Annotated in this window: 14 protein-coding genes; all 14 read left to right on the top strand. The window is 37.6% G+C overall.

The features are described from left to right. Positions 1-8 precede the first annotated feature (8 nt). The 14 genes from AVJ20_RS01075 (at position 9) to AVJ20_RS01010 (ending at position 14,936) form a co-directional block, all read left to right on the top strand. Positions 9-1,298, top strand: a complete 1,290-nt coding sequence (locus AVJ20_RS01075) for a DUF4043 family protein (protein ID WP_111883820.1) — start codon at positions 9-11, stop codon at positions 1,296-1,298. Positions 1,299-1,362: 64 nt separating this feature from the next. Continuing rightward, complete coding sequence (locus AVJ20_RS01070; RefSeq protein ID WP_111883819.1) at positions 1,363-1,836, top strand: hypothetical protein; 474 nt, start codon at positions 1,363-1,365, stop codon at positions 1,834-1,836. A 71-nt stretch (positions 1,837-1,907) separates the two neighbouring features. Further along, the gene (locus AVJ20_RS01065) at positions 1,908-2,801 is read left to right on the top strand and encodes a RyR domain-containing protein (protein ID WP_111883818.1); all 894 of its coding nucleotides are present in this window, start codon (positions 1,908-1,910) and stop codon (positions 2,799-2,801) included. Beyond that, complete coding sequence (locus tag AVJ20_RS01060; RefSeq protein WP_111883817.1) at positions 2,801-3,475, top strand: DUF6682 family protein; 675 nt, start codon at positions 2,801-2,803, stop codon at positions 3,473-3,475. Before AVJ20_RS01065 ends, AVJ20_RS01060 begins: the two co-directional genes overlap by 1 nt. 93 nt (positions 3,476-3,568) lie before the next feature. Beyond that, positions 3,569-3,766 carry a hypothetical protein gene (locus tag AVJ20_RS01055; RefSeq protein WP_061517827.1) on the top strand — a complete coding sequence of 66 codons (198 nt, stop codon included), beginning with the start codon at positions 3,569-3,571 and terminating at the stop codon, positions 3,764-3,766. Further along, a complete protein-coding gene (locus AVJ20_RS01050) occupies positions 3,747-4,154 on the top strand; it encodes a hypothetical protein (protein WP_111883816.1) in 408 nt (135 codons plus the stop codon). The genes AVJ20_RS01055 and AVJ20_RS01050 overlap by 20 nt, the downstream gene beginning before the upstream one ends. 2 nt (positions 4,155-4,156) lie before the next feature. Further along, the gene (locus AVJ20_RS01045; protein ID WP_111883815.1) at positions 4,157-4,495 is read left to right on the top strand and encodes a hypothetical protein; all 339 of its coding nucleotides are present in this window, start codon (positions 4,157-4,159) and stop codon (positions 4,493-4,495) included. Next, the gene (locus AVJ20_RS01040) at positions 4,485-5,156 is read left to right on the top strand and encodes a discoidin domain-containing protein (RefSeq protein ID WP_111883814.1); all 672 of its coding nucleotides are present in this window, start codon (positions 4,485-4,487) and stop codon (positions 5,154-5,156) included. The genes AVJ20_RS01045 and AVJ20_RS01040 overlap by 11 nt, the downstream gene beginning before the upstream one ends. Further along, positions 5,149-5,526: a hypothetical protein gene (locus AVJ20_RS01035; RefSeq protein WP_111883813.1), complete on the top strand. Its 378-nt coding sequence runs from the start codon at positions 5,149-5,151 to the stop codon at positions 5,524-5,526. The genes AVJ20_RS01040 and AVJ20_RS01035 overlap by 8 nt, the downstream gene beginning before the upstream one ends. A gap of 8 nt (positions 5,527-5,534) precedes the next feature. Continuing rightward, positions 5,535-9,185 carry a hypothetical protein gene (locus tag AVJ20_RS01030; protein ID WP_111883812.1) on the top strand — a complete coding sequence of 1,217 codons (3,651 nt, stop codon included), beginning with the start codon at positions 5,535-5,537 and terminating at the stop codon, positions 9,183-9,185. 1 nt (position 9,186) lies between these two features. Then, positions 9,187-10,410: a hypothetical protein gene (locus AVJ20_RS01025; RefSeq protein ID WP_111883811.1), complete on the top strand. Its 1,224-nt coding sequence runs from the start codon at positions 9,187-9,189 to the stop codon at positions 10,408-10,410. Positions 10,411-10,437: 27 nt separating this feature from the next. Beyond that, a complete protein-coding gene (locus AVJ20_RS01020) occupies positions 10,438-11,016 on the top strand; it encodes a hypothetical protein (RefSeq protein ID WP_416240529.1) in 579 nt (192 codons plus the stop codon). A 3-nt stretch (positions 11,017-11,019) separates the two neighbouring features. Beyond that, complete coding sequence (locus AVJ20_RS01015; RefSeq protein WP_111883809.1) at positions 11,020-13,599, top strand: hypothetical protein; 2,580 nt, start codon at positions 11,020-11,022, stop codon at positions 13,597-13,599. Beyond that, entirely contained in the window at positions 13,596-14,936 is a 1,341-nt protein-coding gene (locus AVJ20_RS01010) for a hypothetical protein (RefSeq protein ID WP_111883808.1), read from the top strand. The genes AVJ20_RS01015 and AVJ20_RS01010 overlap by 4 nt, the downstream gene beginning before the upstream one ends. Positions 14,937-14,938: the final 2 nt, after the last annotated feature.

Below are 14,938 nucleotides of genomic sequence, written 5' to 3'. Positions count from 1 at the left end.
TTTGAAACATGACTACTAAAACTAACGCAAGTTATGGCGATAAGACCAATTTAGTTACCCAAGCGGTAGGTCTGTTCGCTACACACATGAATCGTAACAGCACCTTAAACCTATTGGCTGGGAAAATGCCTAAGGGCGAAGCAGGTGCGGAAGCGACTCTCCGTAAACAAACCACATCCCATATGCCTATTGTTCGTGTTCAGGACTTAGGAAAAGGGCGTGGTGATGAAGTGACATTCCACTTACTAAATCCAGTCGGTGCATATCCAATTATGGGTAGTGCGTATGCTGAAGGTCGTGGTGTGGGGATGTCTTTGAATGAAGATCGCCTACGTGTGAACCAAGCTCGTTTCCCTGTTGATTTGGGTAACGTGATGTCACAGATTCGTAGCCCAGCTGATTTACGCAAACTTGGTCGTCCAGTCGCTCAGAACTTGATGGATCGCTATTGTGATCAGTCATTACTGGTGCATATGGCTGGTGCACGTGGTTCTCATAACAACATTGAATGGGTTATTCCTAAAGATAATCATAAAAACTTCAATGAAATCATGGTGAACCGTGTTAAAGCACCAACTAAAAACCGTCACTATGTTGTTGATGGTTCTGGTGTACAGAGCGTTAAAAGCAATGCAGGTGAGTTTGATATTGCAACAACTGATCTATTTACAATGGATTCAGTTGATTCGATGAAAACTGTTCTGGATCAAATTGCTTTACCACCACCTATTTGTAAGTTTGAAGGTGATGTTGCTGCGGAAGATTCACCATTACGTGTATGGCTTGTATCGCCAGCACAGTACAACAAATTTGCTGCTCAACCAGGTTTCCGTTCTTTCCAATCATCTGCATTTGCACGAGCAAGTCAGGCAAAACAACATCCGCTTTTCTTAGGTGATGTAGGTTTATGGAACGGATTTATTATCCGAAAAATGCCACGTCCAATTCGTTTCTATGCAGGTGACACAATTAAATATTGTGCTTCGCATGACAGTGAAACTGAATCAGATTTAATCGTGCCATCAAGCTTTGGTACCACTTTCGCTGTTGACCGTTCAATTATTTTGGGTGGACAAGCAATTGCGGAAGCAATGGCTGCAAGTGATAAGTCTGGTGTGCCTTTCTTCTGGTCTGAAAAAGACCTTGATCATGGCGATAAATGGGAATTATTGATCGGTGCCATTCGTGGTACATCAAAAATCCGTTTCGCTGTTGATACTGGTGAGCGTACAGAATTCACCGACTATGGTGTAACTGTTGTCGATACCGCTGTGCCAATCATTGGTGCTAATCAGTAATTGTTTTGGGTATGTCCAGTTATGGGCATACCTCATCTTATTATAATCCTTGGAGATTTTTAAAATGGCGACAATCAAGAAGAAGCCTAGTGGTTATGGTCAGTTTGGTGGATTCTCACCATATGGCAATGTTACAGCGTTAGCATTTTTTCTTGCCACGAATGCTTCAGGTGCCGTAATTGATTCAGATACAACTGTTGCAGTAGCAAGTGGTGATGTTATTGATTTAGGTGAACTACCAGAAGGTATGCGCCTTGATGATGCTCAAATCCTGATTAAAACAGGTATGACAGCCACTGTTACAGGTTCACTTGGCTTTAAATATGTTGATGGTGATAGTGCAGAAGTACCACAAGATGCAGCATATTTTATCAATGCTGGTGATCTTGCAACAGCAGGTCGATTACGTGCTAATACAGGTAAATTGGTAACCTTGCCTAAGGCTGCACGATTGATTTTAACCACTGGTGGTGCAGCGAATGCCAAGGCAAGCGACATCAAGGTTATTGTCAGTGGTGAATTGACAGGTCCTCGTTAATGTTTTGATGGTGTAGGTTTTAGACAGACCTACACCATTCTTTTTATTTTTTAACTTATTACGGTGATAAGATGAAAACGATTGCAATAGCGATGATGTGTCATGCAATTAATGCTGCATATTTCCAATCAATGGGTGATGATAGTCAACCTACTTGGGATGACACACCAGAATCACATAAACAAAGTTTGATTGCTGGCGTTGAAATGCATTTGGCAAATCCTGATGCCACACCTGAACAGTCTCACGAGTCTTGGTATAAGGTCAAAGAAGCTGAGGGCTGGAAGTATGGTGAAGTAAAAGATATGGAGAAAAAAGAACATCCATGTTTTTTACCTTATGAAGAATTACCAGATGAACAAAAGGCAAAGGATTATTTATTCCGTACAACGGTGCATTTGGTTAAGCACTTGCCTGATCCTGAAGATTACTTGGCATTGAGTGCGGAAGTTGTGAATTTACGCCAAAAGGTTGAGCATCAAAAGAATGTCGCAATTAATACAGCGACAATAACCCCAACCAATGTTGTTCAAAAATCTGCTGGTGTATCAATTCAGTATATTGGGAATAAATCTATCTATACCGACCACTTATACGAATCAGCTTTAACATTCGAGCAAGGTCAAGTACGGTCAATCCCAAGTGATTTGGCAACCAAGTTTTTAAAGCACCCTGAATTTACTCGTTATGAGGGTGAGCCTGAATCCATTTCTGGTGAATCTACTGAGCAAGGCTTAGATGATGATACATCAAGTATTCTCAATCGCTCTAAAGAAAAACAGCAAGAAGAAATTGATAAAGAAAATAAAGTTCTTGATGAAATTGAAACGATTGGAAAAATGACAAAGGCTGGCTTGGTTCAATATGCTTTAGAAAAGTATGAGCAGAAACTTAGCCCACAAAAAAATCTTGATGAATTAAAAGAATCAGTTACTCAAATGATTCATCAATATGGGGTTGTGTAATGCAGCTAAATGACCTGATCAGCCGTTTTCGTACACTGGCCAACGACAAAGTAGAACCATATTTTATTGATGATGCCAGTGTCATTGATTGGCTCAATGATGCCGTAAGTGAAGCGTGTATCCGTGGTCGTTTATTGCATGAATCCCAAAACAATGATGTTTGTAAGATTAATGTATTAATTGGTTCGTCTCATTATCAGTTGCATGAATCGTTATACGAATTGACTCGAGTGTGGTTCCAGCCGAATGATGGAACAAAAGGGCAATACTTGACTTTAATGTCAGCTGAATTACTCGATCATTATTATGATGGTGAGAATTGGCGAGTGAAACAGGGTAAACCTGAACACATTGTTCAGGATGATACAGGTATTCGCCTTGTTCCAATTCCTGATGTAGATGGTGAATTACAATTAGAAGGCTATCGTGTGCCATTGTTACCAATGGAAAAGGATACCGATGTTCCAGAAATTAACCAAATTCACCATGTTCAATTGATTCAGTGGGTACTACACCAAGCATTTAAGGTACCAGATGCAGAATTCTTTGATCCAAATCGGTCAGCATTAGCAGAGCAAGAATTTACAGATTATTTCGGTATTCGTCCTGATAGTGATTTGCGACGCATTACTCGTGAGGATATACCGCATAACGTTATTCCATTCATGCCATGACTTGCTTGTGACATAAGCACCCCTGTAAGGCTAAAGCTTTTCAGGGGTTTTTTACATAATGATCTTACTTATTTTATTTAATCATGCACAAAGATGGGCAAACGTACAATTGATTTAAAGACCGAAGATACGCTTTACATTGGCGGTGCCAAAGTTCAATTGATCAAAAAATCAGGACAATTGGCTCGAATTTGTGTTGAAGCAGATAATCACATTGAAATTAAACATGAGCGCATGAGTGCTTCCGATTCAGCTACGGAGACTCAAGCACATGGCAAACACACTCTATGACTTTGCACGTCAGCGTTTTTTAGAAGCACAGATTAACTGGATGACTGACACAATTAAAGTCATCTTGGTTGATACAGGTGCGTACACACCGCAAACATCGGTTCACCAATATTTGTCTGATATTCCAACATCGGCACGTATTGCAGGTCCGGTCACGCTCACATCAAAAGCAACCACTGGTGGCGCAGCCGATGCGGCTGATGTGACTTTTACTTCGGTAACAGGTGCATCCATTGAAGCCATCATTATCTATGCCGATACTGGTGTAGAAGCAACATCACCACTAATTGCCTTCATTGATACAGCCACCGGCTTACCGATCACGCCTAATGGCGGTGACATCATTGTGACTTGGGACAACGGAACAAATAAAATTTTCAAGGTGTGAATATGGAAAATAACCCTAAACCACCTACGCAAGCCGTAGGTGTTGAAGGTTTTAAAGCTGATTTATATGCCAATGATATTGAAGAAAAAAGTGAAGAACTTACCAAGATTGAGTGGCATATATTGATTCATTTACCAAAGTTCCAGATGTATGCAGTAGAAGTCGCTGGCATCAAATATGGTCATGTCGGCAATGTTATGGAATGGATTGTTGGTTGGATGCAGGATTGTATTCAATCCAATGGTGAACAGTGGCTCTTTGATGCTTATTCAATTTGGCATGATGAAAAGGGTTATTGGAAGAACGAAGATGTTTATGGGGTAATCTCTAATGAAAGCTAGCAAGTATGTATCTTTTAGATTAGTTTTCTCAAAAAGAATTGATGGTTTAGTTGGATTAATTGCAATTACTGCATTGAAAATACTGGATAATACAGGTGAATCAATACTTCGAGATGGAGTTGCTTCAGCATCTACAGAATTTAGTGCTGATTATAATGCTAGTAATGCATTTGATGGTGATGATTCTACACGATGGGCTTCAGCATCCAGTGACCCTAACATTTGGATTCGTTATGATCTTACAACACCAAAATACGCATGTGAAATATTCATTTCTCTCAACAATAATCCAGTAAATGGACCAAAGGATTTTGTTTTAGAGGGATTAAGTGAAGACAATAATTGGGAAGTAATACATCGCTTTATTGATTTTGCAACAGCTTTAACCATAGTTAGTGGGGTTAAAGAGTTATTGCCAAATAAAGCGCTATTCGGAGTATCAAAACTACAAGATGGTTCTGCTTCTCGTAAAGTTGTAGTTTTAAGTGCTGATACATTTGATAAGGTTGCAGTGGTTGTACCAAATATAAATGGTGCTTGGAGTTATACTCTTGTAGATAAAACAAATGATAAATTTTATTTTGTTGCACAAATTGGGAGTCTTGGATATCGCCCGATTCTTGATGGACCTATAATGGCTGAGAATCTTACTTATGATTAAGACTTATAATACTAGCCAATATAACCATAGAGTATTGTTTGAAAATTACACTATTCCTAGCTTGCCATTAATTGGTTTTTTAGATAGTCACCCTGTAGATTTAGGTGGGAAAGCAGTATTGGGGGGGATTTTCCCACTAGGTGGTGTCTATCTTGAGGGTACTCCTGTGCAAGGTGCTCAGATTCTTATATATTTAAGGGAGTCTGTACTTTACCCGCATCCAGCAATATGTATAAAAAAATTAATTACCGATGAATCTGGATCATGGGAACTTGATTCACTTAATAAAAATCTTAAGTTTGATGTTGTGTGCCAACTAGAAGGATTTAATGATTTAGTGTTATCAAATATTCTACCTGAAGTGGAGTAGGTAAATATATGGACTATGTTCCGCCCAATGGTAAAAAGCTAAAATTTAATTTTTCTGGTGATGTGTATATACCACCCAATGGAAAAAAACTAAAATTTAACTTTACTAAAGATGGTGAAACTCCTCCTGATGATACTCAATATTGTTTTCCTAAATCTTGGGAAAGTCTAGAGCAAGGTAATTATATCCTTAGACATCGATATAGTTATATTAATTCAAAAGGTTTTGATACATTTCGTTATGGAACAGCTAATTTATACAATAAATCTCAAAAAATTAGTGGGTTAAGTTTTAATGGTTCTGTATTTGGTTTACCAAATATTATCAATAAAAATAAAGAAATCAAAACTATAGGTTTTAATGCTTCTATAGTTAATGGTTCATTAAAAATTTATAATTTAAGACAATACTTAAATTTAAATAGTCGTGGAATCAGTGCAGCTTTATATGGTAATGCATATCTACAAGGGGGAGTTAAATATGTAAAGCCTATTGGATTTAATTCAAGTGTACTAACAAATCCAAAAGTGGTTAATACTAAAGCCAATCAATATATAGGGTTAAGCGGAATACCATCACTCGCTGTACCGAGTCCTAATGTTTCACCTCGTATCATTTATGCAAAATCACAAGTAGCTACACTTTGGGGAAATGCTTTAGTACAATTTCCACCACATCCTAAAGGTTTTTTGGCAACAAGTTATGGTGTAGCGTGGGTATCACATAGTCCACGATACTTAGAACCAAACTATATAGATGCTTTCAATTCAGGCTATCCGAAAGTATTTGACCCTACTCAAAAAATTGGGGTGACAGGTGTAAATACCGTAATACCTGGTGGTGTTTTTGGTGATATTGCCATTCGCAATAATCGCAGAGTCTTGAAAATATATGGCATCGAATCACAGTCGTTTGGTGATTGGTCTACGGTTGAAAGCAACCTCAGAAGTATTGTCCAAAAGGGATTTAACCATCAGTCTTTTGGTAATAACCAAGTAAAAAATAAAACTCCTTCTATTGCGCCCATTGGAATTAATAGTTTTATTGGCTTAAATGCAGTAATTGGTTATCGTATTCGCACCATTAAGCCAAGTGGATTTTATCAACCTAAATTTGGTCAACCAACTTTAACAAAAACACCAGAATTAAAACCTAGTGGAAATAATCAAAATATTTTTGGCGCTACATGGATTTCACATAAAACGCGTTCTATTTATGCAGGGTTGGGGCGTGAATCTTTACTGTTTGGTGGGATTAATGTTTGGCACTTTACAAGGTATTTAAAGCCAACAGGCATCCTTAATGATGAATACGGTACGCCACGTGTAGAACATGGGCGCAGAGTGCTACTTACTAAAGGTTTAACTCATTCTGTTTATGGGAATAGCACATGGATTTCTTATGCAGTGCGTTTCATTGCACCTCTAGCGATTGATTATCCTAAAATTCCTAATCATCGTGTTGGTGGAACACAAAATATTCAAACTTTTGGATATGTTGCAACACTATTTGGTAGCCGAATTATCCCTGAAAGCCAGTCGATTTATCCGCAAGGTTTCATCAATCCCTTTGGTTTAACAATTGTAGATTTATGGGAAAAATATATAAAACCAAATGGATTCTTAACAACAGGCCAAGAAGCAGGTCATCGTTTTGGTACGCATAAGTTTTGGAATTTACGTCAATACATTGAAATGTACTATGACGTTGATAGTGGATTAACACCGCCTAAATGGGTGGGTTGGACAGGGATTCAAAATCGAAATAAAACCATTGGCGTAATTGGTAGTGATGTAGCTCGATTTGCAGAGCCATTTATTGAAAATAAAGCCCGACCACTATTGCTGATGGGTTTTGATTGCCAATCTTTTGATAAATCCATGATTGCTGATCGAGTGCGATATGTAAGGGTAGAGGGATTGGATTCACCTTACTTTAGTGGTTGGTCGGTGATTTATAATGCCGCACTTGTTGTTGCTCAAAAAGGCTTTATGACTGATGAATTTGGTGTAGTAAGCATTGTCAATACCCGAAGATATTTCAATCGTATAGGTAATTTTGAAAGCCTTGAGATGGGCAAACCAATGATTGCTGACCGAATCAGGACTTTAAAGTTTGAACAACGCTATACGATTGCACCCCTATATATTCCTATCCATTCAGTGCATTTATACACACGTTATATCGAGGAAGTTGGGCGTTTTGATGATCATCAAGCTTTTGGTAATCCATCTCTAAGTATTCACTGGAATATCATTACTCCACGTTGGACATTAAGAGATGCTTATGGCACACCAATAATTAAAAATCTTACACCAGAATTAGGCACTAGAGGTCGTAATAGCGAAGAATTTGGGCAGGCTAGTATTCGTACGCAATGGCGTGAATTATTACATTTAGGTAATGAAACTGTTGTATGGGGTAGGAGTGAAGTAGCATTTAGGGATCGGCAATTCTCAGTCAGTGGGTTTACTCAATGGGTCATACCTAAGCACACAGTCATTAAGACTGGTGTTCCTCCTTATTATCCACAATATGTTTGGTTAGATAGCTTGATTGCAGATGGAGATACTGAATCATCGAATGGGCATGGTATAAAAATACCAATATATCAGGTTTCAAATCCTATAGTTAAATCTAACGTAATATTTCCAAATGGATTTGTGGCGAGTGGTTATGGTAGTCATCACACACAATCTAATGGGATTTTGGTTAAACCTGGTTTGCAGGAACTGACGATTGGTAACCCCTTTGTAGTGCTAAAAAACAGAAAAATTATTGTACCTACAATGGGTGATTTTCTACAGATTAAAAATACAAAACCAAGAATATCACCATGGACAATTTGGGTAACAGAAGATACTCCAAAACAAGCAATCGCTAATCATCCTGAATCTAAAGGGGAGTTTTATCCAATCAATAGCAAAGGTCCATCACAGTCTGCTGGTGAGGTTTTTGGAAATTTAAATATAACTTTACGACATAGAAAATTATTTGTTGGTTTAGGCAACCAAAGTTATTTTAGTGATGGACACAAAATTCAGTTAAGAAAACGTTATATTAATTTGAAAGACTTCGGGTTTAGAAGTCAGCGTGTTGGATTTCATGTTGTTGGCCCTTTTGATCAAAATATAATTCAATTTGATTCAAATAATATGCAGAACTTTGGTCAGCCATCATTAAATACTCCTTATGGTGGTGCATTTTTTATCAAGCCAAATGGTCTCAATTCGCCTACATTAAATAGACCTACTGTAGATTTTTTTAATCGCACGATCAAAACTGTTGGTAGTAACCACCTGCAAATGGGAACGAGGAAAAGTGGTGATACCGCTTTTATGTGGCAAGGTTTACGTATTGGTGTGTTAGTTAAGGGGAATTATGGTGGTTTTGAAAATGAGGTATTTGGAAATATTTTCATTTCCTTAAAAGTCAGAAATGTTGAAACGCAAGGCTTTGAAAGTTTTGTCATGGAATATGACTACAAACAATTTGATCAACGTATGCGCGTTGTTCGCCAAGAGCTACCTAAACCAAAACTGTTGATTAAGCCTATGGGGGTTGATGCTTTATTACTAGCAGTGCCTAATATCAAGCCAGCAGCACATTACATTCGTCCAGATGGTAATGCTGATCAATTTAGGAAAGGGGCTTTTTAAAATGGCAGCTAAAAAATTATTTCCCATTGCTGGTATGAATAATGTTGTAGCAGATGATGGGCTACAACAAGGTGGTGATTCACCTAAATTATATTTACGTGATGCTGTTAATGTTGATATTACTGATACAGGTCGAGTTAGATTGCGACAAGGTTCAAAGCAGGTTTCGCCTTTGAGGTTTCAGAATATTTGGCAAAGTCCTTTACATCATGATGTTTTTGCAACATTAGAAAGTGAGTTTGTTAAATTAGATCCGCAAACATGGCAACCTGAGGTGCTAGCAAAAATTGGTCATACTCAACTCTGTTATGAAGTCATCAATAATCTTGTCTATATTGCAAGTGAATTGGGTCTATGGGTGTATGATGGGAAAAATGTTCGTTCATTAGCAATTGATACGCCTGCTAAACCAATGTTGAATATGCTAGATAGTGGCGGATCATTGAAAAGTGGAACTTACAGTGTGGCAATTTCATGGTTGCGTGATGAACAAGAATCAGCTTTGTCACAAATTGCATCAGATCAAATCAATCTTACATCGAATAGCAACCTTGATGATCCATCATTTTCAAGTATTCAAATAAATTTACCTTACTGTTTCGATCAGTCCATTACGCATGTCAGAATTTATGTGACAGACCGTAATGGTGGAGAGCTATTGCATCATTCTGATCATCCAATCAATACAAGCTCAATCACAATTAATAGCTTAGATTTGGGTATGACAGCTCGTTTTAATGGTTTATCGCCTATGCCAACAGGTCGATATATGAAATATTGGCAAGGTCGTTTGCTAACTGCAGATAAAAATATACTCAGATTTTCAGAGCCACTGGCATATCATCTTCATGATGAAAAGTTTGGCTTTGTCGTTATGCCACAACGCATTACTTTTATTCTGCCAGTTGATGGCGGTATTTGGGTTGGTCAAGTCACCCATGTTGTTTTTCTTACAGGAACTAATCCAGCAGAAATGACATTTCAGTCTAAGACCTCTCATGCACCAGTACCTGATAGTGCGATTGAAATTGACAATAATGATATTGGTTCTGATATATCTCAGGGTGGCAATACGACTGCATTATGGTTGGCAGAGAATGGTTATATTCTTGGAACATCAAGTGGTCAGATTATCGAACTACAAGCTGGAATATTAAAAGGTATCACTGCAAAGTCTGGTAGGTCTGTAAGGCTAGGGAGAAGGGTTACAACCATTGTAACGTGATGTCATTGTTTACTTACATGGTATCTAATGATGAATACGAAAGAACTGGCGAATGATTTAAAAGCGGAAAACTACCAGATGACAGAGCAAGGCATCTATTTTCCAAAACAAGGAATTTTAGCTCAAGGTGAATATTTTGACCGTATTAATGGCGGTGAGTGGCAAACAACTCACAACCTAGTGGTGAATGAAGGTCTTGCGCATTTGCTTAATGTTGCAATGGGGACAACAGCAAAGCCAGCAGGTTACTATCTTGCGTTGTTCAGTGGTGCAACAGCACCAGCAGCCAATTGGACAGCAGCAAACTTTGCATCTGTTGCAGCTGAAATTGTGAGTATGACTGAAGGTTATACATCTGCAACACGTCCACAATGGACACCGCAAAATACATCAACCAATTCAATTGATAACTTCAACACGGTAGCTAAAGTGACTATTGCAACATCTTCACAACTTACAGTGACAGGTGCTGCGATGTTAACCAATAGTACAAAAGGTGGCACAACTGGTACCTTAATTTCAGCATCAAAATATACAGCAGCACGTGTATTCCAAAATGATGATGAATATGAAATTGGGTATCGCCTGAGTTTTACTGCAGCGTAACAGATGCATAGTCCACGTCCATATGGGCTTTTAGTGGTCAATGGCAAACTCACTGAAAATGATAGTTTGTTCATTGACCACCAGCTTAAAAAATTAAGTAATCAAAAAGCCATCTCAAATTTAGACAGCATTAGGCAGGTAAAAGACTTGCCTGATGGCGGTTACGTCATATTGCAAGATATGGGAGGGATGTTAAAAGCGATTGCTCACAAAGAGCTATCATTAGATGAGTTTGAATCAGATGGTTTGGCAAAAGTCTATGTGCCAATGCTCTATAGTGGTGTCATTACAAAAGCAAGAATAAGAAAAGAAGAAGGCTTAGGTCTTAAACTTACAGAACAAAGCCGTAGACGTTTAATCAATTATTCTAATGAAACATTACCCAATAAAGAATTAAATTTACAACGTTTTATTATTGAGCCTAATGCTCAGATAGTACCTGAATTTATACCGCAAAACAGTTTTAGTGACTTCATTACCACGCAGTATGTGCAACAACGTCCTACATGGTATAGCGGAGCAATGGCTGAAGTCATGCAAATTGTGGGTGGTTATGGACGACAAGACTTTAATAATCTGCCTGATCTACCATTTGAAAAATCACGAATTCAAATACCTGAAAAATATATGGAACGTATAGTCCAAGAAATTGAGGGTATTCGGTTGCCAGCTTACAGTGGTATTCCACCTCTGGATGGGGCATTTCAGTATGATTATAAATTTCATAGCACCAATGGTATTGTTTTTGATACAGCAAATAAACCATGGCTAATAAGAATTAGATCCAATGGCGTTTTTGCTATGCCAATGCCTATTGTTCCAGTGACTGCAACGCGAGCTTTTCGTGAGTATGTTGAAGAAGTGGGTGATGAAGAAATCCTTAATATTTTGAATAGATTTTCTGCTATGCCGAGTGGTGAGACATTTCCAATAGGTAAAGACTTTGAAGCATGGCGTAGAGCAGGTGCGATTATTAAAGTTTGTGATACAGCAGATTTTTACTCACATATATATTATTCACCTGCATGTGGTTGGTCACTTAACCTTAAAGGCTCTGAAGGTTTTAACACTGCTTACACTTATAATAATGAGGGGATAGCAGTTGGTGTCGCATATAAATTACGCTGTGAATTTTCACCTGCTGAAAATCAAGGGTGGTTGAAAGCAGTTAAAATTACAGGTGAAAAAGCCAAATTTATCTCAAATTATTTATCCAAACTCTATGAAATTCTGCCAAAAGGTGATCAGAAAACCTTAGCAATTCTTTATAAATTGCGTCGAGTTAATACCGAGGATATTTTTCAACGTGCTTTAACAAGTTTACATGATCCGCTCGGTGTGACAGGTAATGATGTTCGTTATTGGGACAATCTTGAGCTAGAGCCTATTGCATCACTGCATGGAAATATTTCACAGGTGGCAAAAGGTTTTTTATATCACAATGCAAAACCTAAATTTCAACCACAGATTAAATTTCCTATGGTTGAAATTGGGGGATGCATTTCATTTGATTTTGGTGCATCTGCTGTGCCAAAACAGAAACCTAATTGCGACACCATTATGTATGGCTATTATGTTGGCAATAGTTTAAAGGTGATCAAATATTTTGTTGATTGGCGTGGATATCAAAAACAAATAGAGAGCAACTATGAACCAATGATGACAGTGGGTTCGTGGGAGCAAACAGAAAGCTCTGGTAGTTCGTCACCTCAAGGTTATTTCTATACCACAGATTTTGATTTTAGAGAGGTATTTACGCCGGTTGTAACTACGACAACAATTAAAGGTGAAGATAAAGGTTTTGATAGTAAGCCTTTTTTTAGTTTTGATGCTCCTTTTTGGCGACCTGGTACGTTGTGGCGTAATAGATATTATACGCATTTAACAAAAAGTAATCGTACTGAGAGTGAAGCAATCAACATTGCGATATGCATTCCATATTTAACACGTAATACAGCATTACTCGCTAAGAAAAATAGCATTATTGCTAAGAGTAATTCTGAGTCATTAAGCCTGTATTCCATGCGTGATCCGACTTCCTACCGTTATTGGACATATGATTCTATTTTCGCTTGGGCTGGTGGGTTAGAAAAAATGACAGGGAAACCATATCCTGTGAATGGTAGTCCTGTTTGGGTAGAAATAGAAAATTATAACCCTTCAGAGTATTCAGACTTTGCGGATCAAGGCAGTTGGTTACCTGGTTTACCCTATGACATTACTTGGCTGGTTCATCCTGACACAAATCAATGGAATCATAATGGTGGTGGGGGAGCTCCAAAAGTTAAAGGGTATGCAATATCAAGCACTGAGCCAAGTAATACAACAGGTTCATTGTACGTTGATATAAGTGAAATACCTGTTCAAGTGCATAGTCAAATACCACAAGACTGGTATTTTTATATGTCACCAGATGAGTATAGAAATGTATTTTATAGAGATGCCTGTAAGGTTGTATTTGGAGATAGTGAGTATGCCAACATATCTGAAACTAATGAAAATAACCTTCGTTATAAATGGGGGTACAGTAGTTTAGTCGAACATAAGTCTGCATATCATTTTATTGGAGTAATTAACGAATGACCTTATATCGTGATGATATTCAGGAGACGATTGCGTATTCCAATAATACGATAGGAAAATCTAAAGCAGTCACTGAAGAACTCATTAGAATTAAAGAGGATTCTCTATATCGGCTCTCTGTGTTGTCTGGTGATGTTGTTATAATTACAGATGAATTGGTTGATTCTGCTATTTTCCCTGTTAAAGATGAAATCAATGTGGTTGATCGTTTCACAGGTCGTAAACGCCATGTAGATTTTATCCATGATCAAATTATCGTTTCTGATGGTTTTAAAAACCGCCTACGTGCAAAATCATTGATTCAAGATAATATTAGCTCTACATCAACACAAAAAGATAAACAACGAAATATAAATATTGAGCGATTGTTAATTGCTGAAAATCTCAACACTAAAAAATATAGTCTGTCTAAATTAAATGAAGCCTTAAAAATTAAAGAGAATTTTAAGGCAACCGCTCGTTTTAAAGATTCAATGACTGATGTACTTGATGTTTTAGATACTTCTTTAAAGTCTAAATTACGAGCTTTTACGAATGAGCATATTATTTATCAAGAAAATTATAGACTAAAAAAAATATCACGATCAGTGATTACTGAAACATTGAAGGTACAGGACAGTTGTGTCACTCGATATTCTGATTTTATTGAGGATCATGTTACATACTCAGAACAATATACGCAGCGTATAAAGGCAAAACAACGTGTCATTGATACTATCAACATCAATGAGTTGCTAAAGCAACAACGTAAATCACAAGAAAAAATTAATGAAACATTGATGACATTTGATTTTAATCAAGGGAAAAATATTGCCAAGCAACTAGTCAATGACCTTGTTTTTATTGAAGATGATTATTCAAAAGAAAAGCAATATGGATATGCATGGACAGCAAATGTCGATACATGGGCAATGAGCCGTTACCAAGATTATGGTTTTAGTGAATTGGCTGTAATTAATGGTGTGCTCTATGGTGTTGCTAAAGATGGTGTACATCAATTGGATGCCAAAGAATTAATCGAAGCAAAATTGGTAACAGGACAATTAGATTTAGGTCAAGGACAGTTAGTTCATCCTTTAGGGGCTTACCTTGAATATGAACTATCTGGAAATACCAGAAAGTTGGAAATTGGTGTGAGCACTACTCAAAGTGGTACCAAGCAAACCTATTACTATTTATTGCCTACAGAGAAAGCTGATTATCTGACCAATGGCCGTGTTTTATTTGGTCGGGGTTTACGTGGTCGTCATTTTGCATTTGAAATCAAAATATCAGGTGAGCATGGCTATATCAATGATTTAAATATTGATGTATCTGCTACAAAACGGAGAGTTTAAAA

Origin of the sequence: Acinetobacter sp. CFCC 11171 (assembly GCF_003268405.1) — a bacterium.
Classification (GTDB): domain Bacteria; phylum Pseudomonadota; class Gammaproteobacteria; order Pseudomonadales; family Moraxellaceae; genus Acinetobacter; species Acinetobacter amyesii.
This window is presented reverse-complemented; position numbering and strand designations above follow the sequence as displayed.